The sequence below is a fragment of the Providencia sp. PROV223 genome (genome assembly GCF_028479245.1).
Taxonomy (GTDB): domain Bacteria; phylum Pseudomonadota; class Gammaproteobacteria; order Enterobacterales; family Enterobacteriaceae; genus Providencia; species Providencia rettgeri.
This window is the reverse complement of the sequence record NZ_JAMPNG010000004.1, coordinates 108289-134176: the sequence shown is the minus strand read 5'-3', so window position 1 is coordinate 134176 and position 25888 is coordinate 108289. Positions and strand designations below refer to the sequence as shown.

22 protein-coding genes are annotated in these 25888 nt (G+C 37.7%); 7 read left to right on the top strand and 15 right to left on the bottom strand.

All coding sequences use genetic code 11. The annotated features are described in order from the left end of the window. Positions 1 to 456: 456 nt before the first annotated feature. Complete coding sequence (locus PR767_RS06915; protein ID WP_109910960.1) at positions 457 to 1275, top strand: pyridoxal phosphatase; 819 nt, start codon at positions 457 to 459, stop codon at positions 1273 to 1275. A gap of 84 nt (positions 1276 to 1359) precedes the next feature. Here PR767_RS06915 and modC read toward each other — a convergent pair whose 3' ends face one another. Genes modC through modA form a run of 3 tightly spaced genes read right to left on the bottom strand, consistent with a single transcriptional unit; the run spans position 1360 to position 3920 of the window. After that, positions 1360 to 2427: a molybdenum ABC transporter ATP-binding protein ModC gene (gene modC, locus PR767_RS06910; RefSeq protein ID WP_004909131.1), complete on the bottom strand. Its 1068-nt coding sequence runs from the start codon at positions 2425 to 2427 to the stop codon at positions 1360 to 1362. Position 2428: 1 nt separating this feature from the next. Beyond that, entirely contained in the window at positions 2429 to 3118 is a 690-nt protein-coding gene (gene modB, locus PR767_RS06905) for a molybdate ABC transporter permease subunit (protein ID WP_109910959.1), read from the bottom strand. A gap of 25 nt (positions 3119 to 3143) precedes the next feature. After that, positions 3144 to 3920: a molybdate ABC transporter substrate-binding protein gene (modA, locus tag PR767_RS06900; protein ID WP_109910958.1), complete on the bottom strand. Its 777-nt coding sequence runs from the start codon at positions 3918 to 3920 to the stop codon at positions 3144 to 3146. A gap of 277 nt (positions 3921 to 4197) precedes the next feature. Here modA and PR767_RS06895 point away from each other — a divergent pair, with 277 nt between their 5' ends. Beyond that, the gene (locus PR767_RS06895; protein WP_004909126.1) at positions 4198 to 5247 is read left to right on the top strand and encodes an ElaD/SseL family deubiquitinase; all 1050 of its coding nucleotides are present in this window, start codon (positions 4198 to 4200) and stop codon (positions 5245 to 5247) included. 85 nt (positions 5248 to 5332) lie between these two features. Here the strand turns inward: PR767_RS06895 and PR767_RS06890 are convergent, their stop codons facing one another. Beyond that, positions 5333 to 5485: an AcrZ family multidrug efflux pump-associated protein gene (locus PR767_RS06890; protein WP_004909125.1), complete on the bottom strand. Its 153-nt coding sequence runs from the start codon at positions 5483 to 5485 to the stop codon at positions 5333 to 5335. A 218-nt stretch (positions 5486 to 5703) separates the two neighbouring features. Between PR767_RS06890 and modE the strand changes: the two genes are divergently transcribed. The 3 genes from modE to PR767_RS06875 all read left to right on the top strand — a co-directional run bounded on the left by modE (position 5704) and on the right by PR767_RS06875 (position 9133). Next, entirely contained in the window at positions 5704 to 6492 is a 789-nt protein-coding gene (gene modE / locus PR767_RS06885) for a molybdenum-dependent transcriptional regulator (protein WP_004909124.1), read from the top strand. A 139-nt stretch (positions 6493 to 6631) separates the two neighbouring features. Further along, positions 6632 to 8101, top strand: a complete 1470-nt coding sequence (gene modF, locus PR767_RS06880; protein ID WP_272520045.1) for a molybdate ABC transporter ATP-binding protein ModF — start codon at positions 6632 to 6634, stop codon at positions 8099 to 8101. A gap of 204 nt (positions 8102 to 8305) precedes the next feature. Next, entirely contained in the window at positions 8306 to 9133 is an 828-nt protein-coding gene (locus tag PR767_RS06875; RefSeq protein WP_109910955.1) for a CPBP family intramembrane glutamic endopeptidase, read from the top strand. A gap of 120 nt (positions 9134 to 9253) precedes the next feature. On the opposite strand, the gene PR767_RS06870 is transcribed toward PR767_RS06875, so the two are convergent. The 7 genes from PR767_RS06870 to PR767_RS06840 all read right to left on the bottom strand — a co-directional run bounded on the left by PR767_RS06870 (position 9254) and on the right by PR767_RS06840 (position 18421). Further along, positions 9254 to 11371, bottom strand: coding sequence for a metallophosphoesterase family protein (locus PR767_RS06870; protein WP_272520044.1), 2118 nt, complete (start codon positions 11369 to 11371; stop codon positions 9254 to 9256). Between the two features lie 32 nt (positions 11372 to 11403). Then, positions 11404 to 12111 (bottom strand): oligogalacturonate-specific porin KdgM family protein, encoded by a 708-nt coding sequence (locus tag PR767_RS06865; RefSeq protein WP_272520043.1) that lies wholly within the window; start codon positions 12109 to 12111, stop codon positions 11404 to 11406. 176 nt (positions 12112 to 12287) lie between these two features. Continuing rightward, positions 12288 to 13838 carry a fructose PTS transporter subunit IIA gene (locus PR767_RS06860; protein ID WP_109910952.1) on the bottom strand — a complete coding sequence of 517 codons (1551 nt, stop codon included), beginning with the start codon at positions 13836 to 13838 and terminating at the stop codon, positions 12288 to 12290. 12 nt (positions 13839 to 13850) lie between these two features. Further along, the gene (locus PR767_RS06855) at positions 13851 to 16436 is read right to left on the bottom strand and encodes a glycoside hydrolase family 38 C-terminal domain-containing protein (RefSeq protein ID WP_272520042.1); all 2586 of its coding nucleotides are present in this window, start codon (positions 16434 to 16436) and stop codon (positions 13851 to 13853) included. Between the two features lie 90 nt (positions 16437 to 16526). Continuing rightward, positions 16527 to 17645, bottom strand: coding sequence for a PTS fructose transporter subunit IIC (locus PR767_RS06850; protein WP_110731791.1), 1119 nt, complete (start codon positions 17643 to 17645; stop codon positions 16527 to 16529). Beyond that, positions 17632 to 17952 (bottom strand): PTS fructose transporter subunit IIB, encoded by a 321-nt coding sequence (locus PR767_RS06845; protein ID WP_004909112.1) that lies wholly within the window; start codon positions 17950 to 17952, stop codon positions 17632 to 17634. Before PR767_RS06845 ends, PR767_RS06850 begins: the two co-directional genes overlap by 14 nt. Positions 17953 to 17974: 22 nt before the next feature. Beyond that, positions 17975 to 18421, bottom strand: coding sequence for a hypothetical protein (locus tag PR767_RS06840; protein WP_109910949.1), 447 nt, complete (start codon positions 18419 to 18421; stop codon positions 17975 to 17977). A gap of 928 nt (positions 18422 to 19349) precedes the next feature. Here PR767_RS06840 and gpmA point away from each other — a divergent pair. Next, positions 19350 to 20102 (top strand): 2,3-diphosphoglycerate-dependent phosphoglycerate mutase, encoded by a 753-nt coding sequence (gpmA, locus tag PR767_RS06835; protein WP_004909107.1) that lies wholly within the window; start codon positions 19350 to 19352, stop codon positions 20100 to 20102. Positions 20103 to 20275: 173 nt separating this feature from the next. Next, the gene (locus tag PR767_RS06830) at positions 20276 to 21016 is read left to right on the top strand and encodes a hypothetical protein (protein ID WP_109910947.1); all 741 of its coding nucleotides are present in this window, start codon (positions 20276 to 20278) and stop codon (positions 21014 to 21016) included. Positions 21017 to 21081: 65 nt separating this feature from the next. On the opposite strand, the gene PR767_RS06825 is transcribed toward PR767_RS06830, so the two are convergent. The 4 genes from PR767_RS06825 to nadA all read right to left on the bottom strand — a co-directional run bounded on the left by PR767_RS06825 (position 21082) and on the right by nadA (position 25658). Beyond that, positions 21082 to 22002 carry a hypothetical protein gene (locus tag PR767_RS06825; RefSeq protein WP_272520041.1) on the bottom strand — a complete coding sequence of 307 codons (921 nt, stop codon included), beginning with the start codon at positions 22000 to 22002 and terminating at the stop codon, positions 21082 to 21084. 416 nt (positions 22003 to 22418) lie between these two features. Next, positions 22419 to 23474 (bottom strand): 3-deoxy-7-phosphoheptulonate synthase AroG, encoded by a 1056-nt coding sequence (aroG, locus tag PR767_RS06820; protein ID WP_272520040.1) that lies wholly within the window; start codon positions 23472 to 23474, stop codon positions 22419 to 22421. A gap of 355 nt (positions 23475 to 23829) precedes the next feature. After that, a complete protein-coding gene (gene pnuC, locus PR767_RS06815; protein WP_109912823.1) occupies positions 23830 to 24552 on the bottom strand; it encodes a nicotinamide riboside transporter PnuC in 723 nt (240 codons plus the stop codon). Positions 24553 to 24617: 65 nt separating this feature from the next. Continuing rightward, positions 24618 to 25658, bottom strand: coding sequence for a quinolinate synthase NadA (gene nadA / locus PR767_RS06810; RefSeq protein WP_272520039.1), 1041 nt, complete (start codon positions 25656 to 25658; stop codon positions 24618 to 24620). Positions 25659 to 25888: the final 230 nt, after the last annotated feature.

Here is a 25888-nt window from a genome sequence, read left to right as displayed (position 1 = left end):
TAACAACTTTTTGAGCGTTCGAAATTTCAATTCTGCAATTTACTAAAAAAACGCCTCATTATCTTAAAATTTTAAAATCATAGTCGATATTGAGCTTTTCACATCAAAAGTATCTACCTAAACAATATGGAATATCTGTCTCTGACAGACAACCTCAACAACAGCTAGATTTAACAATGCCAATTAATATTATCTACAATTTATCGCAGCTATTAGTTTAATTTCGCTTTAACTGTAAAAAATGACACCAACACCACTATATATATCGTGCCAAGAACAAATAATAGTGATACTAAAACGGTTCAGTTCGTTACTATTATCCGCTATGATGATAAAACAACCTTAGCTTACTAACATGAATATGATAGTTTATAGCTGTGCTCAATATATCCTCATCTCCTATACTGATGCTGCCAATCATCGTATAGATAACTCTAAAATCACGTGGAGCCGTTTATGTCATACCGCGTTATTGCGCTCGATCTTGATGGAACACTGCTTGATCACCAAAAGAAAATCCTACCGGAATCTCTAGCTGTCTTACAGGAAGCCCGTCGCCAAGGCGTTAAGGTCATCATTGTGACAGGTCGTCATCATGTCGCTATTCATCCGTTTTACCAAACCTTAGACCTTGATACACCAGCGATCTGCTGTAACGGAACTTATCTATACGATTATTTAGGCAAAAAAGTCCTAAAATCTAATCCGATGACCCTCGATTCAGTCACGCAAATGATCGATAAACTGCGTGGTACTGATATTCAACATTTAATGTATGTTGATAATGCGATGCTCTATAACGCGCAAACAGAAGGCATTAAACGTACATTAAATTGGGCTGAATCCTTACCTGTTGCACAGCGTCCAACCATTGAATTTGTTGAAGATTACGCTGATGTGATGCATAACTATGATTCTATTTGGAAATTTGCTGTTAGCTCACCAAATACAGATCAACTTCATCAAGTCGTTAGTGAAATTGAAAATGACTTTGGTTTAGATTGTGAATGGTCTTGGATGGATCAGGTGGATGTCGGCCGTAAAGGTAATAGTAAAGGCCAACGCTTAAAGGAATGGGTTGAATCCCAAGGGATGACAATGAATGATGTTGTCGCTTTTGGTGATAATTTCAATGATTTAAGTATGCTGACAACCGCAGGTTTAGGTGTCGCGATGGGTAATGCGGTTGATGAAATCAAGCAACAAGCTAAGCTCGTGACTCGAGTTAATACTGAACCGGGTATTGCTGAAGTTATCCGTAAGTACGTTCTGTAACGTCCAATTATTTTATTAATTCAAGGAAAGCTCAGCTTTCCTTTTCTTATTTTCTATTGTCACAGCGCCAAGAACGACGAGTGATTATAGATGACGAGATAGCGATACAGCCTTCACTTGCGCATACACTTTTCTACCTTTACGAATAGACAGCTCATCCCTTGCCCAGCGGGTAATACGTGCCCATAAATAATGTTCTTCGCCTAAATCTAGCTTCACATCCACTTGTTCGCCATCTTCAATCCATTCAACCACTTCTGCGGCCAAAATATTTCGAATACTGCTCACTTGTGGTTTTTCAAGCACCAAAGATACATCCGATGCATCAATACGTATCCGAACGTTAGTGCCTTGTGGTGCGTTAACACGTGGGATCCACAGTTTTTGACTCCCCACAATCACCGCTGTCATTTCATAATCAGGGTGTTGACTATGTACAGTTGCACTGACCACACTGCTTAACGTTTCTTGCTGTAGCCAAGGACGCAAAGCACTGCTTGCCCAAACATCTTCCAAGGCGCCAAAGGCTTTAACTTTACCTTGTGCCATCACGATGACTTTATCTGCTAAACGCAAAATTTCATCCAAACTATGGCTGACATATAAAATCGGAATTTTAACGTCTTGAGAAAGCTTTTCTAAATACGGCAGCAATTCCCGTTTTCGGGGCAAATCCAAAGAGGCTAACGGCTCATCCATCAGGAGAATTTCAGGGGCTGTAAGCAATGCACGACCTATGGCAACTCGTTGTTTTTCACCACCAGAAAGGGTTATCGGGTAGCGATTGAGTAATTTTTCAATACCAAGCAGCCCGACAATATCGTCGAAGCGGGCTTTCATTTCAGGCGCCATGCCATAACGCAAATTGCTTTTCACCCGATAATGAGGAAACAACCGTGCATCTTGAAATACATAACCGATATGGCGTTGTTCGGGCGGTAAGCAAATCCCTTTTTCTACATCCACCAATGTACGACGATTGAGTACAACACGCCCTTTACTGGGTTTAGTTAGCCCACCTATCACATTGATAAGCGAGGTTTTTCCTGCGCCAGAAAGCCCAAAAACCGCGGTAATACTTTCCGTTGGCAATTGCGTTTTAACTTCTAACTGTAAGTCGCCTAATTTTTGTGAAAAATCGAGTTCTAACATATTAGGCCACTCCCAAACGCTTTTTACCCCAGCGGGTTAGCCACTCTGAGATCAATAATGAAATCAAGGCTAAAATAATCGCAATGACACATAAGCGCGCAGCGTCTACTTCTGCCCCCGGCGTTTCAATTAAGGTGTACATCGCTAATGGGATGGTTTGTGTTTCACCTGGTATATTCGAAACAAAAGTAATTGTGGCGCCAAATTCACCAAGCGAACGTGCAAAGGCTAACACTGTTCCGACAATAATGCCGGGAAGAGAGAGCGGAATGGTTATCGTGAAAAATACACGTAATGGTGTCGCACCTAATGTCCTCGCTGCTAGCTCCAATTTTTGGTCAACCGCTTCAAGCGCTAAACGAATTGCACGCACCATTAGTGGAAATGCAACCACGGCAGACGCAAGCGCAGCGCCCCGCCAACTAAAGGTAAAACTAAAGCCAAACCAGTTATATAACCATTCACCGATAAAACCGCGTTTACCCATACTGATCAACAGTAAGTACCCCACTACCACTGGCGGCAATACCAGTGGTAGGTGGATAATACTATCAAGCAGTGTTTTTCCAGGAAAATTACAGCGAACCAATACCCACGCAATTAAAATACCTAATGGTAAACTGAAAATTACAGCTACACTGGATACTTTTAGACTTAGGTAAATCGCTTCCCATTCATAAGGACTTAACATCTGCAAAAAAATGCTCTCTTAACGTTTATTTAGTTCGAGGTTCAAAACCGTAACGTTTGAATACTTCTGAAGCCGCAGGGGTTTTCAAGTATTCATAGTAATCACGCGTTGCTTGGTTATCTTGATCTTTAACAATTGCCATTGGGTATTCAACAGGTTTATGTGTATCTGCTGGGAACACACCGACCACTTTGACTTTTTGGCTAGCGACAGCATCAGAACCATAAACAATCCCTAAAGGGGCTTCTTGGCGTTCAACTAATGCCATACCACTACGCACATTATTCGTACGCGCTAATAGTGGATTAACCGTTTCCCATGCGCCTAAATTGCTTAACGCTTCTTTGGCATAAATACCAACAGGGACATGGTCAGGATCACCAACGGCTAAACGGCCACCATCTAGCAATTTTTTCCAATCCGTTTGTTTATTGATTTCGACTTTATCAATTTTTGCATCTTTCGGTGCGATTAACACCAATTCATTACCTAATAATGTATAACGTGTATCTTCGACCATCAACTTTTTATCAATAGCGTAATCCATCCACTGTTGGTCAGCAGAAATGAATAAATTAGCGGGAGCACCTTGCTCAATTTGACGAGCTAGAGTCGAAGAAGATGCATAAGAAGCAACAACTTCAACTTGGGTGTCTTTCTTATATTGTTCTGAGATTTCATTTAATGCATTAGTCAGTGATGCAGCGGCAAAAACCGTAATTTTATCAGCTGCAAAACTGTGGCTAGCCATCGTTAATGTCAATGTTGCGCCCGCGAGAAGTGATACCAAACCTTTTTTCATTTTTATCTACCCTAGTATTAATCGACACGTTATATATAACAGGACACAGCGATAACTTAAAGTCAAACTCGCGATAAAAGTGTGCTGGCGCAAGAAATGATGCAATTTTGTTGCATGTTTTCCCTAAAGGATAAATTAGCTGATGAAAAAACACACAAGTACCCAAATCGTTTTTCTATAGAAAACTTTCTATTGCCCTTATAACTTTATCGGCACAAGTTGTGCACATTTCAGTATTCCATTCCACTTTTACAAATGACATAGCAAAGGTAATTATATGGTGGCCTTTCCGACAAAGCTTAGTACGCACTTTATGGCAGAATTAACAGTCGAACAGTTTAATGGACTGTTTGATAAAGAAATAGCATCTGAAACCTTAGCTTCTTTAGCAAAATCGGCTAGTAATGGGAACTTAGAGAGTATCGATTTATTACACAATATCGCTCTACGGCAAGACAGTGAGGGAAGAAAAGCAGAAAATATTCTGTTTGATTTATTTAGCGGAAAGCTGCCTGCAAAGAAAGGTATAGATAAAGAAATACAAGAAACTAGCAAAAAATTATATCAATTACACCTTAATACAAAAACCAAAAAACACCTAAAAGACTCGAAACTAACGACCCCTTCTAAGCTCCTTTATATTGTCGGATCTGCAATAGAAAAAGTTATTGATAGACTTGGTTTAACAAAACTATTGATGAAAAATGAACCTACGGAATCCACTCTTTGGGATAATAACAGGATGACAACAAGTGATGAGATTGATGCAAGCAATAAAAATAACCCAACTTTGCCATCAAATATGACGGTCAATGACTCAATAGGCCTCACCCAAAGCGGATACAATTTATTAGCAGAAATAATTGAACAAAAAGTCTTGAATAGCAACACATTAAACCAATTCGAATTATTCCCTATCAATGTTAATGATAACCATTGGATCTTATTTGTGCTCTATCAGGCAGATCCAATACATCAATCAGCGAATAATAAAAGAAAATGCATTCTATTTAATTCATACGATAACGTGAGTACCGATATTCGAAAAGAAATAACAGTGGCAGCCAAAAAGGGCGGTGTTACTGAAGAAGATATCACTTACATAGAAGGAAACATCCAACAGAACGTACCTAATGGCTGTGGATTATTTGTTATTGCAGCAATAAAGCAATTAACTGAAAATATTCAGCAAGATCCTGATAAAACGCTCAAACAATTCCACCAAGATTTCTTAAATAAAACAATTTATGAACAAGAGCAATTTAATCTTCATGAACGTCGGCAATTATTTTCTACTTACTACGATAACGAATACCGACCATCATGAAATTCCTCTCCAATATGAAAAACCCCCTGACTGCATTTACAGTCAGGGGGTCTATAATCAGCCACATAAGAAATTTTGTTAAAAATTACTTGTTTTCAGTGTTGTGATGATGAGGTACATGTGCTTTAGACAGTAAGTTAAAGAATGCACCCAAGCCATAGATCAAACCCATGATCAAAAACATAACGACTGGAACCATCATCAGGGCAAAACCCAAACTTTTAATTAGTTCAAACATAGGAAAAAACCTCTTCAGTGATACTGTGCCCACCAGCCTACAAGATACGCCGACGAGGGAAAACTTGACTCTCAGTACATTGAGTATAAATCAAATCAGAATAATAACGCACAATTACGTTATAATGGAGACTATTTTAGACAAAATATTATACTAACGACATACTAAACGTGCTTTTTACGTCTGTCATCACCAGCCACGCCGGAAGGGAGAAATTTATGCAGGCCGAAATTTTACTCACACTGAAACTACAGGGCAGTTTATTTGCTGATCCTCGCCGTATCGCGCTACTAAAACAAATTAAAGCGACAGGGTCAATCAGCCAAGGCGCTAAACTCGCAGGGATCAGCTATAAAAGTGCTTGGGATGCCATCAATGAAATGAATCAACTCACTGATGATATCCTTGTTGATAGAGCAACAGGTGGCAAAGGCGGTGGCGGCACAACACTCACCCATTATGGTGAAAGATTACTTCAACTTTATGATTTACTGGCGCAAATTCAACAAAAAGCCTTTGATGTACTCAAAGAAGATAATCTCCCTTTAGACAGCTTATTAGCGGCTATTTCACGGTTTTCATTGCAAACCAGTGCCCGTAACCAATTTTTTGGTACTTTAATTTCCCGTGACCATATGCAAGTTCAACAACATGTACAAATTCGCTTAGCCGATAACAGCACTGTGATTAATGCCGCACTAACAGAGCAAAGTGCTAACCGTTTAGGGTTAACCGAAGGTAAAGAAGTTCTCGCATTGATTAAAGCACCTTGGGTAAAAATAACTAAACAACCTAACCCAACAGGCTTTGATAACTACCTTGCAGGGAAAATTACCACTTTAGAGAGAGGTGATGAGAACAGCGAAGTGATAGTGACACTCACAGGCGGTGAAACTTTATGTTCAACCATGCCAAACAGTGAAATTGATAGCCAATCTTTGAAAATTAATAATAGCGTTACTGCACTATTCAATGCTGACCAAGTGATTATTGCCACCCTGTGTTAATTTGTCCTGCTTACTTACTATAAAAGTAAGTAAGCATTCACCTTTTTTTTCCTGCCATGCCGTTCAGTTGTTGACTTTATCTTCAATCCTGATTATTTGTGATAGATGACAAGGTAAATAATCATGATAAGGAAGCTTGATGAGCACAATAACAATACAACATGGCAACTTTAAGCTCAGCGAAATCCAGACTTTAGACATTCAACAACTTAACATCGAAAAAGGGGAAAGTTGGGCTTTTATTGGTGCTAATGGCAGCGGTAAATCTTCACTCGCTCGAGTGCTTTCCAATGAGCTCCCTCCACTTTCGGGTGTCGTAAAAAATACATTCACCTCTCCAGTTCGTTTATCATTTGAACAATTACAAAAAATCATCAATGAAGAATGGCAGCGCAACAATACGGATATGCTCAGTGATGATGAAGATGACACAGGGTATACCGCTGCTGAAATCATTCAATTTAACCATAAAGACAATGAATTTTGTCTCGAACTGGCCGCTCGCTTTGGTATCAGTGACTTACTTTCGCGTCGCTTTAAATACCTTTCCACCGGTGAAACTCGTAAGGTTTTATTATGCCAAACATTAATGGGCAACCCTGACTTGCTAATCCTTGATGAGCCATTTGATGGCTTAGATGTTTACTCAAGAAATCATCTTAGTGAACTACTCTCTAGTTTGTCTGAAAAAGGCCTCACCTTGGTGTTAGTGCTAAATCGCTTTGATGAACTCCCTGAATTTATTGAAAATATGGGTGTTGTCGCAGACTGTAAGCTAACGATGACGGGAAATAGAGAGTCAGTACTCGCTAACACGCTAATCACACAATTACAGCACAGCGAGAAAATTAAACATCTTTCCATCCCTGAAACCGAAGACCCAACCGCAGACGAAAAACTGGATGATACAACGCCTCGTATTATTTTGAGAAATGGGACCGTTAGCTACAATGACAAACCGATACTGCACGGTTTAAATTGGCAGGTAAATCCAAACGAACACTGGCAAATTATCGGCGAAAATGGAGCAGGAAAATCAACGTTACTGAGCTTGATTACAGGAGATCACCCTCAAGGGTACAGTAATGACTTAACCTTATTTGGCCTCCGTCGTGGGTCAGGAGAAACCATATGGGATATTAAGCGCCATATTGGGTATGTCAGCAATAGCATTCACCAAGAATACCGAGTCGCAACCAGTGTACTCAATGTCATTATTTCCGGTTTTCATGATTCTATTGGCTTGTACCAAGCACCTTCTGACCGTCAAATACAATTAGCGCATGAATGGTTAGCTTTGTTAGGTTTTTCAACACAAACAGCTCAGCAACCTTTCCATAGTCTTTCGTGGGGGCAGCAGCGCTTAGTTTTGATTGCCCGAGCGCTAGTTAAACACCCTGCCATGCTGATTTTAGATGAGCCATTACAAGGCTTAGATGGTCTTAACCGATTATTAGTACTGCGGTTTATTGATGTAATGCTAAGCCAAGGTAACACACAACTCCTGTTCGTTACCCATCATCATGAAGATGCCCCTGCTTGTATTACGCATCGGCTCACTTTTGTCCCTGATAATGGAAAATACCGTTACGATATTGAAGCGCTCTAATTTTTGACTTATTTGCCAATAGATACGATGAAACTATTGGCAAATTTAATCTAATATTTAATAGATGATAACTAAATTATCTAATTACAACCATTTGATTTTGTTTAATTTATTATTATTCAGTTATTTTCAATTAGAAAAATCACACAAAATTATTACACTTCGCCTCTTCTAATAATTTAGACATTATAATGGATATTCTTTATGGCTTGGTTAATGTTAGCCTCTTCACTTGCTACACTTGCAACACATCGTTTAATTGCTCTTTTTTTACTCATCTGCACAATCATTACTGCTGCATACACACACATTATTGATTGGCAAGCGATTCTACTCTTAGCTTGTATTACGTTAATTGCCATTATTCGTTTGCGTTTCCAACACTACCTACCCATAAAAATTATCAGTGAAATCACCTTACTAATCTGTGCGATCGGGTTATTCATTCACTTATTTCCTGGTTTTAATAACCTGAAATATCTAGATAAAGTCACAGTAGGAACACACAGCGCTCCTTTCACAATGTATTTTAATTTTGATAAGGCACTCGTCCCTTTTATTTTACTTGCCTGCTTACCAACATTATTTATTTGCCGTCCAGCCAAACATGCAACTAAAGTTCAATGGGCACTATTAGTTAGTTTTGTTCCACTTTTATTGCTAATTGCGACTGCTGCTGGTGGGTTAGCCTTTGAATGGCATTTTCCTAGTTGGTTACCTGCTTTTATGCTCTGTAATCTATTTTTTGTTTCATTAGCAGAAGAAGCGCTATTTCGTGGCTATTTACAGCAACGCCTAACCCTTTGGTTAAAATCACCTTACCTCGCATTAGTTATTACTTCACTGTTATTTGGTGCAGTGCATTTTGCTGGTGGGCCGTTGTTAATTCTCTTTGCTACGTTAGCTGGTTTGATTTATGGCTTAGCTTGGATGTGGAGTGGTAAATTATGGCTGGCGGTATCAATTCATTTCGGGTTGAATTTAGGGCATCTATTATTTTTTACTTACCCATTTAAGTTGGTTACTAGTTAATATTAGCGAATTGAAAATTCATAATCCCCCATAAACTGGATGATTTTTATCATAAAAAATCACTAACACAAGTGATGTTAGTGATTTTTCATTATTATAGCCATGTTATCTATCGTTAATCTAATTACTAGCTTGATTAACATTCATTGGTTTAATTTCACCAGACTCAATATTAAGATAAAAATCTCGACTCGGATTTCCTTGTAGATATTTATCAATTACAGTGAAAATACTGCCAAAACGTAATTTAAAAATATTTTCAAATGAACTACCCGCATTAATTTTGTCAGTCTCAGTTGGTAATGACGATAACAAGGTTCCTGTGAGGAATCGATACTGATTTAATCTTTCTACAGGTATATCTTGTAACGCAAGCTCGTCTGCATTACGTAAACGATAAAAATCCACAGCAAGATCAAAACCATTCCATTTTGCAAAGTCCTTTAACTGATACCCTGTATTTTTAGCAAGAATAGCGGCTTTATCACTGGCTTTTTTCCATGCATCAGAGTCTTTCTTCAAATAGATTTCGGTGACATTAACAGTCCCAGGGTCGTTTGCACAGATTTCATGATTTTGGCCCAATGATGCCGTTAATACTTCATTATAAGCTTTCTTTGTATCTAATTGGCTTAAAATAAGCATCTCTTCACCATTCAAACTAAATAACATTTGACGAATTTCACATGGCCATTCCTCTGGAATAAAACGTAAACGTGTCAGTTCAGTAATATGCCAATTAGTGAAGTCATAATAATTATTTGCGCTTAAGATATCTTTATTCCAAAGATGCGACGAGTTGGTATTTTTGAGGTGATCCCATTCTTGCTGATAGTGCTCAAATAACTCATCAAACCGAGGTACATCTTCTATTATAATAGTTTGCACATCAATTTCATTGGCATTTCTAAAATTCAATATTTTATAAGCAGGGACATATGCTGCCATTGAGGGAGCTTGAATATTAAAAAGTAAGCTGCCATCCGAATACTTACGTACACCTGTATCATTAAAATGCATATGACCGCCAACATGAACACCGATGCCTGTTTTTGCCATTGCATGGCTCGTGTCTTCTTTTGGAGCCCTTTCTAACTGAAATTTACCTTTACCAAAAATGGTTTCAAGGTCATCTGCTGCGCCATTATCAAATTCAACCATCGGAAAATGGCTAAACGTGATTAATGTTTTATTTTGTTCTTTCGCGCGCTTTGCAACATCCGCCATCCACTCAACAGTCTGTTGTTTGTGTGTCAACATTTTGTTGTAACCCGCATTCCCCGACCCCGCAAAGTTTTTAGCCGCCTTAGGGTGGTTAATATCTGCTTTTTCAGAAGGAACATAGACATTGGCATCAACGGCCATTAACCACAAACCAGGAGTAGGCTCAACAAGGTAACTACTGTCTGCAACATTAAAACAAGGCCCATATCCCTCCTGCTTATATTTACCGCCTGTTCCTTGAGTACAAATTTCATACTGTCTTTGGTTAAAATCACTGGATTTTAAAGCTGCTTCATAGCTGTAACCTTGAGAATCATAGTTTGAGTATGGCGTTTCCCAATAAATATCTTCTGGTAGTGGATTAATACCAAACGATTTCATTGCATCCATCACTCGACCATAACCACTATATACCATTTCTTCGGTACAAATTGTCGGTAACTCAGCGCCCGTTTCTATAACGGCCGTTTTTCCTTTATATCCCGTACACTCATTAGCCCCTAAACTAAAGATACGTTGAGTTTTACCATCAATTCCAAGAAAATCTTCCTTTCCTGCTGGCATATCAAATGGGCGGTTCGGATCATGATTTCCTGGCGTTGCAAAGAAACGCATACCATATTTTTGCTCGTACTCTTGCAAGACTTTCACTAGCCCACGTAAATGAATAGGTTGGCCGTCATCGGTAAAATCGCCAGGTAATGCAATGAGTTTAATACCTTTCTTACCTGCATCATCAAGTGCAGCACGTAGAGCAAAATAATTTTCATTAAATAAACGCGTAGAGGTTAATTGCGCATACATAGAACGAATAACGACATTTTGACCACTTTTACTATTTTTTAATCCTTCAAATGCATTATCAGCAAACTGCCCATAAACATCATGAAAATGGATGTCGGGCATAAACGCGACGCGATAATTATAAGATTGAGCCGTAGGGTCATTTGCCATTGCGACAGTTCCAACGGACATTAATGCAAGGGCAAAACCATATTTTAATTTATTGTTCATATTTGTTCCCTTTAGATAATTAACTATTTCTATCAGAAGTTATATGCAATGCCAACACGATAACGCCACTGCCATGCATCACGGTAAGTTTGTCCATTTTTGACGTATGAACCGTCATCATAGGAAACATAGCCTAATTCAATATAAGGAACCCATGTCTTATTACCAATCCAAGACACATTCAGATTATGTGCATAATCCTTTTCTTTACCTTTATATGCGGGATAATCAGTATCAAATTTATATTCAAAGTCATAACTTAATGAGAAATCTTGCGACTTATAACCTAAATAAAAATTACTCTGCCAATAATGTTGATTATCTTTTTTAGGCTTATTAGAGTTATCATAATGCCTTACGCCATAACGTAAACGAGTTCCAATATTAAAATCATCCGTTAAATTATAAGCAGCTTTGACACTGAATTTATAAGCTGTATCTTTATCTCCGGAATCTAGCGCAAAAGAAGGAGTTAAAACAAAATCTTTTGTGGCTTTATATTTATAACCGACTTCAACCTCATTTCCTTTTGATGATAGGTTTTCACCGAAACCGCCATCTCGGCTTCTCCATTTTCCTTCAAGGCTAAAATAAGTTCCATTTTGCATGCTATGGCCAATTTTGACACGATCTTCATGACGATGCTCATCCCCTAACCATTCATGACGATAGTCAATATATGTCGCATTCGCTGCTGTGCAAAATAATAACGTAGAGATACCTAGAGTTAAGTTTTTCATAAACTGATTCCTATAATTAATATTTATTTTTTATTTAACGGTTAAAACAATGAGTTATTAGTTATCTTTTATGTATATACACTCCTTATTTTTTGAAAAAAACCATTCCAACCCTTTAAATAACTTAAAAGAAAATTAACCTTATTAAAATTTTAAAATTATTTTATATTCTTATCTCACATCCCTAATTCCAACTTTAATAAATCAACAATATATTTTGATTTTTTCGCATTTAATATTTCATTTCTAAAAGACTCATGCATTAATTTACGTGCGAGAACAGAAAAGATTCGCATATGCTGATTTTCATCTGAATCATTAATTGTTAGCATAATTACCAATTTAACATCAACATTGTCTCCCCACGCTAGCTCATTCGGTAAACGTAATACTGAAATACTACTATGTTTAACAAAAGGTGATTTACAGTGCGGTATTGCAATTGAGAAACCTAATGCCGTACTAAAAATTTCTTCCCTCTGCCATATTGCTTGTTCAACTTGTGCTCCTGAGTCAGCTCGGTGATTAATCTCTAAATTATCAGTTAATCGTTTAATGACTTCCTCTTTACTTTCCATTTTTTCATCAAGAAAAATTAAAGACGGATCCAATACTGAATAATTAATTTTTGGTTTATTCGTAGAACTAGCCAAATGAGATAATTTATATTTTTCAAGCTTGAACCAATTATCTGCATATACATCAGGTTCAATAATTAATAAATCGTATTGCGTGTCTACCAATAAAACATGAGCAGATTGGATTGATTCAATCATAGAGGATGAAAGGCATATTAAAGGAAGAGAGAAAGATTGCGCTAAAATAACGGTATGTGATATTTCTGCGCCTGTAGCCATCACAATACCTTGCAAATATTCACCTCTCAATGCCAATAATTCGCTTGGAGTTAGTAATCCTTGACAAATAATAATCGAATCTTCTGTTAATTTAGGAAGTTGTATTTTAGATTGAATACCAAGATGCCTCGCTATACGCAATCCCAAATCCTTAATATCTAACTCACGTTGGCGTAAATATTCATTACTACTGCTTCGAAATGGCAAGCTGAGTTCCTCAATTGCCATTGATAACGCCGCAATCGCATTACGTGCCTCTCTTGGTTCAAGCAAGCAGGCTTCAATATCCTCATCATCCAATAATTGGCTTTGTGCCTCTAGAATATCAACCGCTGCTTTATCAGCTTGCTGAATGTCTAGACTAAATTGCTGACGAGCTCTTTGTAACGCAAGTTTTAGTATTTCACATTGCTCTGATTGTGAACTCGATGGCTCTGATAATGAAATCTTTTGTAAATCAAAAGATTCCATATAAATAGACCTACCTTTTGCAATACCTTTGCTAACACCGTCACCCTGAATAATTTGGGATAGTGTCCGGCTCAGATATATCGGGATCATTCCTTGTTCTGGTTTATCTTTTTTCGGCATTAATCCATCACAATGAATAAACTCTTGCTCAATAAATATTTTTAGTTTTTCATAAGCTAGATTTTCATCATTTCCACTGATTGTAAAATAACATTCGTCACCAACAGTGACATCTGCACCAACAAGAGCCAGCACACTTTTCGCATTGGCTTGGCGTTGTTTACTTTTATTAAAAAGTAAAATATCTGATTGAAAACAAGCTGTTTTTTGCTCAATTGCACTCGCTGGTCTTGCATGAATACCATTTGGTAACTCACAACGAAATGTAAGTACTTTCATTACTTTTCCTTATTAATTAATCAACCAAGACACAGGCGTACAAGGGGCTGCTTTATCTGTATTTATGCATGGAGACTCCGATAAAGTAACTTGGTGTATCTGTGTATTCGACTTAGGCTCTGAATAAGTTTTGGTTTCACTACTTGGGTTCCACCCTCGTAAAATAAGTGATTCTTGGTTCTGTGCTTTTTTCAAAGTGCTGAAATGCAGCTCGCTATCCCACGTCAGTAAACTATAAATATCAGGAAAAACAATATAATGAGGGTTAGTTTTAAATTGAGACCAACCAGAGTCTAGGTAACCAAACGCAGGTAAACGCCAATGCTCAATATCACGCCAAAGTTGGGAACTTTGACTATTGTCTATCGGCAGTATGGCAAAATGGAAATGATGGAGCCCCTGAATTTGTGACTCTGGTGATGGAAGAACCATACCCGATGCACGTCCCGGCCGCCAAGTGAGATTGGCTTGGCCTAACCAACCCACACTGCGCAGCAGGGTTACGCGAATAATATCGGTTTGGTTTGCTGGTATCTCATACTCTCTGAGCCCTTTCGTAACAACACACATACCTTTTTTATCATCATATTGCATTACCAAACTTTGCATTGGATAGAGTGCCGTTGGTGCTTCCGTCCAGTTTTCTTCTCGCCATATTTTCATGGCAGCTGGCTGATTTTCTCGCTGGATCAAACCAAAAGGTTGGTCTGCGAAATGAAATACCTGTTGAACTACCGTAGGGATCTCTACCTGGATTCGATGGTCTTCGACTGTATTATTGATCGTGATTTCAACATCTAACCATGCCTTATCATGAGGCAAAGAAAGTTTCATGGTGGCAGTTAAATGCGCATTAGCTTGCTTTTCTTGGCGGGTCATCGCATTTTGAGGAACGGGTATCAGCCAATTAAGCATAAGCGAATCCATTAAAGGCGCCCTGATACAATCAAATTGCTCTAAATGGCCATCACTACTGATTAACCAATCATTTTCAGGTGGCGAATAGTTATAATTATCCCCTGCGTCCCCACCATCAATTAACCGAAGAATGTTCGGATAATGCTGCTGACTGCGTTTATCGGTTAGCATCAACTGCCCTTGATGTATTTCGAGCTTCAACCATTCATTTTCTAATATATTCTCAGCCTGAATATGGGTAGGAGTGTCAAAGCCCGCATTTTCACCTTCAAGTAAATAAAAAGTCCGATAACCACAGGAAGGCAAGTCTTTCGCTTCAAGTAATATTTCACACTTCCGATACCATGTCGTTGTTGTACTATTTGCTAGTTCCTGTACGATCAATGACATATCCTGTTTTTCTTCGTGAATAAGTTGCCAGCGGCAAGGTCTTCCTGCATCGTCCTTAATACAAAATTGTTTTTCCGGTGTATAAAGTGTAATGCGAACCTGCGCATCTCTTTTATGTGGCAATGAATTGAAGATAATCACTTTTTTACCTTCTTGGGTCGCCTCTATCCCACAAGCAAGCATTTTCATATTCAGATCAAACAGTTGATTCGCACTTTCTAAGCCGTCTTTTAAGCGCGCTTTTACCATGCTATTAACACGGTCAGAGTTACACCCACCAATACTGTCGTGGGCATGCGACTGCATCGCTTTGCGCCAAATATTATCAATCGCGGTTTGTGGGTAAGGCAAACCAAGCCGCCAATTAATCGCCAAAAGTGGCTCAAGTTGTTGGCTAACAAATTGCTCTAACTGCGCATTTAATAATTTGATATCCACCCGTGTGGAAAAAATACCGCGGTGGACACGCATATATTTCGAGCTCAGTAATTCACCTTCGAATTCAGGTAATCCCGAACTATTAGCTTGAAGCGCATCAAAAAATGCACTAAAGCTACTTTTGACAAAATAATAGTCATTTTGTACTTTATTTAGCTGCTCAAGCATTCTAGGAACGGCATACTCAAATGGCGACTGGTCATTACCATTAGGTAACAATATCTGGTCCGAATGAGCAAACCGAGCCTGTTTTTCTAGGATTGCAGGCAAAACAGCTGACGCTTTTTCTGGGTTATCAGGCAGCCATTTCGCACAACCATACCCCCAAGGTAATACCGCCGTAGTGACTCGATGGCCTGACTGCGATTTCCAAATAAATTCACTACTGGCAACATCATGTTCACACCAGCCGCGCCATACCACCGCATGGTTAATGCCAAACTCTTGTAAAAACATTGGAAGTTGCGAACTTTGTCCAAATGAATCAGGCACATAACCTATTGGCATATAATTTTCCCATTGATCACAATCGGCTTTGCCCAATAATAAATTACGCGTAATGGATTCAGCTCCCACCACTAAAAAATCCGTTTGTGTATACCAAGGCCCAATAAGAATTCGACCTTGTTTAATTAATTTCTGTAAACAATCACGCCTTTCTGGTGCAACCTGTAAATAATCTTCCAACACTACAGTCTGTCCATCTAAGACAAATGGGCCAAGAGAAGGGTCTTCTTCTAAATGTTTTATTAAATCATTCATGAAATAATAAAGAACAATTTTTGAATCATTCTCAGTGAAATACCATTCACGATCCCAGTGCGTATGTTGAATTAAATGTACCGTTTTCATTTTATGACCTTAAAATATTTTTAGCAGAACAAACCCGCACGTTATTCACGCTAATTAACACAGCATAAGATTATTAAGATAAAGTTCTAATTAACGTCCGACTTTAAATTTAGGAATCGCCGTTTCTATTTTTTTAGTTTCTATCGTTTTATTTCCACGAAATATTAATAAAGAACCAACAGTGATAATTCCAGATCCTACAGCAACCGATAATATATATATCGGCCATTTATCTACGGCCAACCAGCCATAAAACCCTGAAATAGGCGCATGGTTTATCGCACCTAAACCAACTGCCATCGCCGCACCTGTTGCTGCACCAACTATATTAATAATAATAATTTTTGGATTTGCCAGCGCAAATGGAATTGCACCCTCTGAAACACCAATTAACCCCATTAATGTCGACGCTTTGCCAGCCTCTCGTAATGACTCAGGAAAACGTTTTGCCCAAATTAACGTTGCTAAGCCAATGCCAATTGGGGGAATAATAATAGCCACTTGAGCCGCAGTATTTGGCTCATAAATTTCCGATGCTAATAATGCCATTGCAGTAGTTACAGCCGCTTTATTAACTGGCCCCCCAAGGTCAAATCCAACCATGGCACCAATAACGGCAGCAAGAATAATTTTGTTAGACCCCGACATTGATAAAAGCCATTGTTCCATACCATGATTAAGTGCCGCTAAAGGTGCACCAATCACAAATGCCATAATAATACAGGTGAGTAATGTACCCCCGACTGGTAAAATAAAAATAGGTCCTGCTGATGCAAGTGATTTGGGTAATTTCGTATATTTCGCTAATAAACGAACAATGTAACCCGCAATAAATCCTGCCGCTAATGCACCTAAAAACCCCGTCCCTAAATTGCTAGCCAATAGGCCGCCAACCATGCCTGGCGCTAGTCCGGGTTTATTCGCAATCGCAAAACTGATATAACCCGCAACAATGGGTAACATGAGTGATAACGCTAACCCACCAAAACCATCAAATTTATGAAGCATTTGCACCACAAAATTTGTCGCATCCTGATGGCTTGCATCCCAAATATTATCAATGCCATATAAAGATGCACCAATACGCGCTATCCCCATAATTACCGCACCAGCAATAACAAATGGCAGCATCCATGACACACCAGTCATAATGGCATTTTTAATTTCCGTACCAATACCTAATTTAGACGCACCATTAAACTGCCCCATTCTTCATTTCCTCCTCGATGGCATCAATAATTGCATCGCCATACTTAATTGGATCAGCAACGCTACATTCAAGCTTAATCATTCCATCAAATCGTTCCTTATTAATAACAGCGACATCAGCAGCCAAAATGACCGCATCTGCTCTTGCTAAGTCGTCACTGGTAATTTCATTTTCAATTCCCATACTCCCTTGGGTCTCAACTTTGATTTCGTGACCACGTTTTTTCCCTACGATATCCAATGCTTCCGCTGCCATATAAGTATGAGCAACACCAGTAGGACAAGCAGCGACACAGATAATAAACATAACAACTCCTTAAAAATTTAATTCAGGTAATAAAAAAAGCACAATGGCGAAAACGCGCATTGTGCTTTTGAAAGACAATTAAAGTTAAATTAGCCAAATTTCCAGGCGCACCACTAGAATGACGGCAAGTCATCATGTGACGTAAACTAGAAACAAGGAACAAAAATAGCAATTCGTAACGCTTACGAATATTCAGTGATATTAATGGCTTTACGTAATACTTTCTTTCTACTTTAACCACACCGCTAGCAAATAATTCGGTATAAAGCGTCTGTGCACTCAGCCATAATTGCGACCAATTAACTGAAAAATCATTTTCTAATTGGTTAGGGTATTCGGATTCGTCTTTTTCTAAAGAGGTAACGGGAACAAACCAGCAAATTTTGCTCAATAAAGCCTTCATTTTGCTATCAAGTGACAGCAAAAATAAAATGCAGGTCTTAAAAAATGAAGCAAAATGTAAAGACATCGTGTTTCCCCTTTAGAAATTGGCATCATTCTAAACGTATAAAATAGAAAATTACTGTGATTCCACACTCATTTATTAAAATAGATATAAATTAAAACCGTCAAAACCTTATTAACGACCTTCGTTAATTAATAATAAATTGATTATTAATGACTTAGATTAAATTATAAAAATATTTTTTATTTTAAAAATATATTTTAGTAAAAAAAGCAAAAGAATAAAAAACTGGAAATTCCACAATAATATAAATTATTAATCTGGCTTCTTTATATTAATTCAAAAAAAGTATTTTTATGCATTTTTATATAGAATGCGATTCAACCCACAAGCTTAATTAAAAGGAATTTAATGAAATAAAAAATTTGAAAAATAACAAATTTAAGATAGGTCAGAATAATGAAGTATTGATTAATGCTTAACTCATTAAATTTATATTGCTCAATAAGTGAGACAATGTAATTCATCAAAAGCTGATAACATTTTCAATGTTATCAGTTCATTGGACCATTACAAACTCACGACTTCAAGCACAATGTTCAAACGAGTCAGTGTACCTCAATCACCGAACAAAAAACTTATGGTGAAAAAACAAACTTGGTTTAAACAGCAATCATCAGTAATTTGTAAAAAAACAACCAACTGCCTGTTCTTTGCCTTAAAGTTATTAGGCACTTTGCTTGATATCCATCATAAGAATGTACAAACCGTCATTTTATCGCTTGCTGTATCGATTCAATTCGAGTTAAATTTAGAGTATCCACAGGATCTACAAACTTAGAAAACAAGTCATTACCCTCATGTAAAATTTGTTTTTCACATAGATAGGGAGAAAACGCAAGTTGCTACTGGCGTTCGAGTTGACTATCCCTATAATGTAGGTCAGCAACAATTCATTTCTAATTAGAATGTACTGATAGGAGTTTTAGCTATGGCTGTAACTAAACTGGTTTTAGTAAGACACGGTGAAAGTGAGTGGAACAAAGAGAACCGCTTCACAGGTTGGACTGACGTAGAACTGTCTGATAAAGGCCGCGAAGAAGCAAAAATTGCAGGCCAACTGCTAAAAGACGAAGGTTTTGTTTTTGATTTTGCTTACACTTCCGTTCTGAAACGCGCTATCCATACTTTATGGAACATCCTTGATCAAGTTGAACAATCATGGTTACCAGTCGAAAAAAGCTGGAAATTAAATGAACGTCATTACGGTGCTCTGCAAGGTTTAGACAAATCAGAAACCGCAGCAAAATACGGTGACGAACAAGTTAAATTATGGCGTCGTGGCTTTGCCATCACACCACCTGACCTGACTAAAGATGATGAACGCTTCCCTGGCCACGACCCTCGCTATGCGAAACTGTCAGAAAACGAATTACCAGTCACTGAAAGCTTAGCAACAACAATTGAACGTGTTGTCCCTTATTGGGAAGAAGTGATCAAACCACGTGTCACCAGTGGTGAGAAAGTGATCATTGCCGCTCACGGTAACTCACTGCGTGCTTTAGTTAAACACTTAGACAACTTAAGTGAAGATGAAATTCTTGAATTAAATATCCCAACTGCGGTACCAATGGTTTATGAATTCGATGAAAACATGAAACCAATCAAACGTTACTACCTAGGTAACCAAGATGAAATCGCTGCTAAACAAGCTGCAGTTGCAAACCAAGGTAAAGCGAAGTAATTACTTACTTTATCTTTAATACAGAAGGGTTAAGCCATTTGCTTAGCCCTTTTTTATTATCTGAAATATGACCTTATTCCCTCTATAACAAAAAACACTAACTGTTAGTGTTAGAAAGAGGAATAAGCGGCTATCATAGGGAAAACACATTGAAAGGTTGATAAAACAACAAAATGAACAAATTTAATATGTATGTTTGGGTTGGTCTTGTATTGAGCGCCAGTATCTTAGGCTCTCTGCTGTATATGATCCAAGGTGGCGAATTAGTCGTTGATGGTTCAAATGGTGCAGCTAATGCTGAGCTGATGAAAACCTTAATGATCATTGCCTGTGTCAGCTTTCCAGTACAAATTATTAGTATGATGGTGATGGCTTATAAACCTCGGTTATCCATTGTTCTTACGATATTAAGTAGCCTAGCATTGATGCCAATCACCATTGTATTTACTATGGGAATGATTTTCTCTGCGATCCGCTGGCGCTATCATCAACTAAACCAATTTGATACATCTTTAAATGTTCAATTTGACCAACGTGTTGAGTTCAACAAACGTAATAACCGTATTTTAGTCGGCGCACTTGGTTTAATCAGTATCACTTTCATTATATTAAGCCAAAGTTTAGGGATGTTCCTGTTTGTTTTTACCATTTTTCTTGGTTACTTCGGCAAAAAAGCGGGAGATGGCGTTTATTTAGCCGTCAAAGATGCTCATTTATATATTCGCCCCAATATTTTTGCTCATTGTTACCGTATTCCCTTAAAAGATGTCACTTACGTGAAAGGTGAAAAAGGAAAAGTGCATTTCGATGTTCAGACCGACAATGAAGTATTGCAATTAACGGCAACGCCAGCTAATGCAACATCTGAAGAGAAAGCTAAGCTAATGGAGTTATTGAGTAAAATACAAAAATAGCTAGAGGATAATATTCTCTGCCAATAAATATATTGACAGAGAATTTTATTAATTAAATTTTACTATTAGTTGTATATAGCTGGGTGAATAATCTGTGTATGGCTGAGTGAATTAATTTGATGATCATTACTCACCCCAAAACTCATATCTGCTGGAGCAAAACCTGCCATAACAGAAACAAAGTTTTGAGTTCCAGCATCTTGTTTTCTAATCGCCTCGTTGTACGCTCTCATCGTTGATTTAGTATGAGTTATACGAGACTCGAAAAAATCTCGGTTACTTATAGTATCGTTATATTTGGCTTCTATTTCTCTTACTTCAGTTAGAGATCCCTGAAGACACTTATCAAATATTTGTTTCTGATAACTTTTTGCCTTTGAATCATACAAATCAAACCATTTCTGATTACTGTTTAGTTCGCCAATATAATCCGAATAAAAAGCTTCTTTATCCGCAAGAAATTCCTTAATATTATTAACTAAAAAATGTACCTTATTACTTTCATACCTAGAGTTTTTAGCTAGTTCTGAAAATTCATTGCCAATTGACTTCAATTCATGAAATAGTTTATCATTCATTCCATCAGTATCAATAACATCGAATACATACTTTAAATAAGGCTCTTCTTTAACTAATTTACTTCCATGTTCACTTAATTCTTTAAGTAATGACTCTCTTTCATCAAGACTCTCAGAATTAATATATTTGACAATCATTTTATTGAAATCACTCATACTACTTATCTGCTTTAGTGTTCCATTAGCATAATTATTAACTTCTAGAATGTAATCTTGAATTTGCTGTAGTTGTTTTTCGCTAATCTCCCCCATATCTTTCTTATCAGAAAAAATTTTAATGTATTTTTCTGTACTGTTACTCATTATATGATAATTTTTCTCTCCAGAATCAATATACATACCTAAATCATTTGAATTTATTCTCATATATATATTACGATTCAATTCAATTTTGATATTTTTTTCCATTTTATTTCCTTTAATTTCCATATTTATTTAATCATAACTAAATTTAACAAAATAACTTTCACTAAATTACACTTAATAAATTGATAAAATTAACCATAGATTCTAGAAAAGCATATTCGCTAGTAAAATTAAAAAATCATTCCATTAAATAAGCCTCTGAGAGCCAAATAGAACCTAACAACTAAGATAGTGAATAAAAAATATCATACTTCAACAATTAGGTTTAAAATCAATTTAACCCAACCTAATAAAATAAACAAATTTTTATTTAATATTTAATAATACACAAACATTAAAAATTAAAATAATATATTTCATATGGATTGAAACTAGAGAGCTTAATATTTATAATTATATAAATATTAAAAAAGCCAATTCAATTATAGAATTAGCTTTTTATTTTAAAAAGAAGATATTTATTTCGTACGACGTGCAATCACTGCATCAGATAATTGACGTAAAACTTTTTCAGTATCATCCCAACCAATACATGCATCAGTGACACTTTTACCATAAACTAATGGCTCGCCCGATTCTAAGTTTTGGTTACCTTCAACAAGATTACTTTCAATCATAATCCCTGTAATAGAACGGTCACCATTACGGATTTGCTCGCTCACATCGGTCGACACTTCCATTTGTTTCTCGAATTTTTTACAGCTATTCGCATGGCTAAAGTCAATCATAATACTCGGTACAAGCCCTGCTTTTTCTAGCCCTTCACGTACTTCTTGTACATGTTTAGCACTGTAATTTGGTTCTTTACCGCCGCGTAAAATAATATGACAATCAGGGTTTCCGCTAGTGTTCACAATGGCAGAATGCCCCCATTTAGTGACCGATAAGAAACAATGAGCTGAGCGCGCTGAATTAATTGCATCAATGGCAATTTTAATCGTGCCATCGGTACCATTTTTAAAACCGACAGGACAAGATAAACCTGACGCTAATTCACGGTGAATTTGTGATTCCGTCGTACGAGCACCGATTGCTCCCCAACTCATCAAATCTGCAACATATTGCGGGCTAATAACATCTAAGAATTCACCTGCAGTCGGTAAACCTTGATTATTGATTGTTAACAGCAATTCACGTGCAATACGCAAACCTTCGTTAATATCAAAGCTACAATCCATTTTAGGGTCGTTGATCAACCCTTTCCAACCCACTGTGGTGCGCGGCTTTTCAAAATATACACGCATGACAATTTCTAAAGAACCTTTAAGTTCTTCACGCAATTTACCTAAGCGCTCTGCGTACTCTAAAGCCGCTTTAGTATCATGGATTGAACAAGGCCCGATGACGACAACCAAACGGTCGTCCTTGCCTGCTAAAATATTGTGGATAGCGAGGCGTGCTTCATGAACGGTAAACGCAGCTTTATCGGTTGCTGGAAATTTTTCAAGCAGAGCAATTGGTGGTAATAATTCTTTTATTTGTTTTATTCTGACGTCATCGTTCTGATAATTCATACCCGTATATCCAATGTTTATTATTTTTTACTGTAGTTGATTTGCATGCTAGGTTTCTCCCAAGTTACTGCGCTTGAGTAAAGCGTTGAGCGGAACGGTGAATGACTTCACTGGACTTAAAAAACTTACAAGATAATTAGCATCGAATTTTTAATCTAACCGTTCAACCGAAGTCTGTAAACAGGCAAACGCACGATAAAACCATGGTTTTATTAATCGCTAATTATAAAATGAGGTGAAAGGCTGATATTTAGCACAATAAACAAGCTAAAAACCCATTTAGCAGAGCAAAGAATAACTAAAACAGCTAAACAACGATGATGTCACTTTAGCCGTTTTATCGGATTTTTTCTGGCTAAATACGCGAAATTGGTGAGGAGCCATTCTCTTTAGCTGATTTTATCCAAAGTCTGGAGCCATTGACCGCGATACCTAACAAAATTAAGTATTCTAAAGACATCGCATAAACACCTTGAATAAAGAAAATAACAATACTAATCACATTAATAATGACCCACAGTAGCCAGTTTTCTACATACTTACGCGTCATCAAGATCATTGCGACGACAGAAAGTATGGTCATTGCAGAATCCCAGAATGGGAATGCATCCGGTTCTATCGTAGGCATCGCAAGGTTGGCACCAAACAGATTTAACAACTCGACTGCCCATCTTGCTAGTACGCCAAATACTGCATCAATATTAAATGTGAGATAAATAATAGCAACGACTGAAATAACCAGTGTTATAGCCGCTTTTGGTAAGCTCAACCAACGAATTTTTAACTCTGCTTGCTGCGAACTGGTGACCCTACTCCATGCATACCAGCCATAAATATTGGCGACAAAGAAAAATATCTGTAGCAATAAATTTGCATATAGCTGAATTTGAAAGAAAATAACTGCAAACAGAGAAACGTTAATTAGCCCAAACAGATAATTAATCGTTTTTTCTAAGCTGGCAAGCAAGATACAAAGTAAGCCGGCAATGGTCCCCACGGCTTCAATGTAAGATAAATCATAAACTGAACCCCATAGCGGGATCTGCACTAACGTATTGGCTGTACTAAAGAAATCCATCCCAAAATCCTTTATAAGTGATCGTTAATGTTGTATTGCTCAGTACTTCATTAAAATTGTATTTATTATTTTAGACTCCCTGCAAAATCTAGCATCTTATTTAATGGTCGTAATGCTTTTTCTCGTAATATCTCACTGACATGAATTTGATGATCTTGCGTATTCCCTTCTAAAGCGTCAGCAATCGCTTTTAAGCCATTCATTGCCATCCAAGGGCAATGTGCACAAGTACGGCATGTAGCGCCCTCACCCGCTGTTGGAGCGATGTAAAGCGTCTTCTCGGGGCAAGCTTGCTGCATTTTATAAAAAATACCTTTATCCGTCGCCACTATCATCGATGGGTTAGGTAAATTTTGTGCTGCTTTAATTAATTGACTCGTAGAACCAACTGCATCTGCTAGGTCGACAATCGCTTGGGGTGATTCAGGGTGCACCAATACCGCTGCTTCAGGGTATAGTGCCTTCATTTTTTCTAATGATTGCGTTTTAAATTCATCATGAACAATACAAGCCCCCTGCCAACACAGAATATCTGCTCCAGTTTGCTGTTGAACATAACGTCCGAGATGGCGATCTGGAGCCCATATAATTTTTTCACCTAAGCTATCAAGGTGCTCTATGAGCTCAACAGCAATACTGGATGTGACCACCCAATCAGCCCGGGCTTTAACTGCCGCAGAGGTATTGGCATACACCACTACGGTTCTATCTGGGTGCTCATCACAAAAACGAATAAACTCCGCTTCAGGGCAACCAATATCAAGGGAACATTGGGCTTCTAATGTCGGCATTAAGACTTGCTTTTCTGGGCTGAGAATTTTTGCAGTTTCGCCCATAAATTTCACCCCAGCAACAACCAAAGTTGATGCCGAATGCTTTGCACCAAAACGTGCCATTTCAAGAGAGTCTGCGACACAACCCCCCGTTTCTTCAGCCAATGCTTGAATTTCAGGGTCAGTATAGTAATGTGCAACGATCACCGCATTTTTTTCGAACAAAAGCGATTTGATCCGCTGCCGATAAAATGATTTTTCATCCGAGCTTAATCGTGCGGGTTTTACTGGGAATGGATAAACTGACTGGTCAAAATCGATAAACACGCTCATTGGTTGCCTCTGTTTAGCAAAAAGCGATTTTAATAGTTAAACCAAGCTAAAAACCGCCTAAACTCACAAACTTTGTTTTATATACTAAACACGATACGCTAATTGGCTCAATAAGTCTTCACTATTTTTACTTATCTAGCATCATTTCCTCCCCATTAGCGATTCACCTCAAAGGATATCCCCTGCATGAAAGCAAAAGTTGATTGCTCTTTGATTTATCAATAGATGGT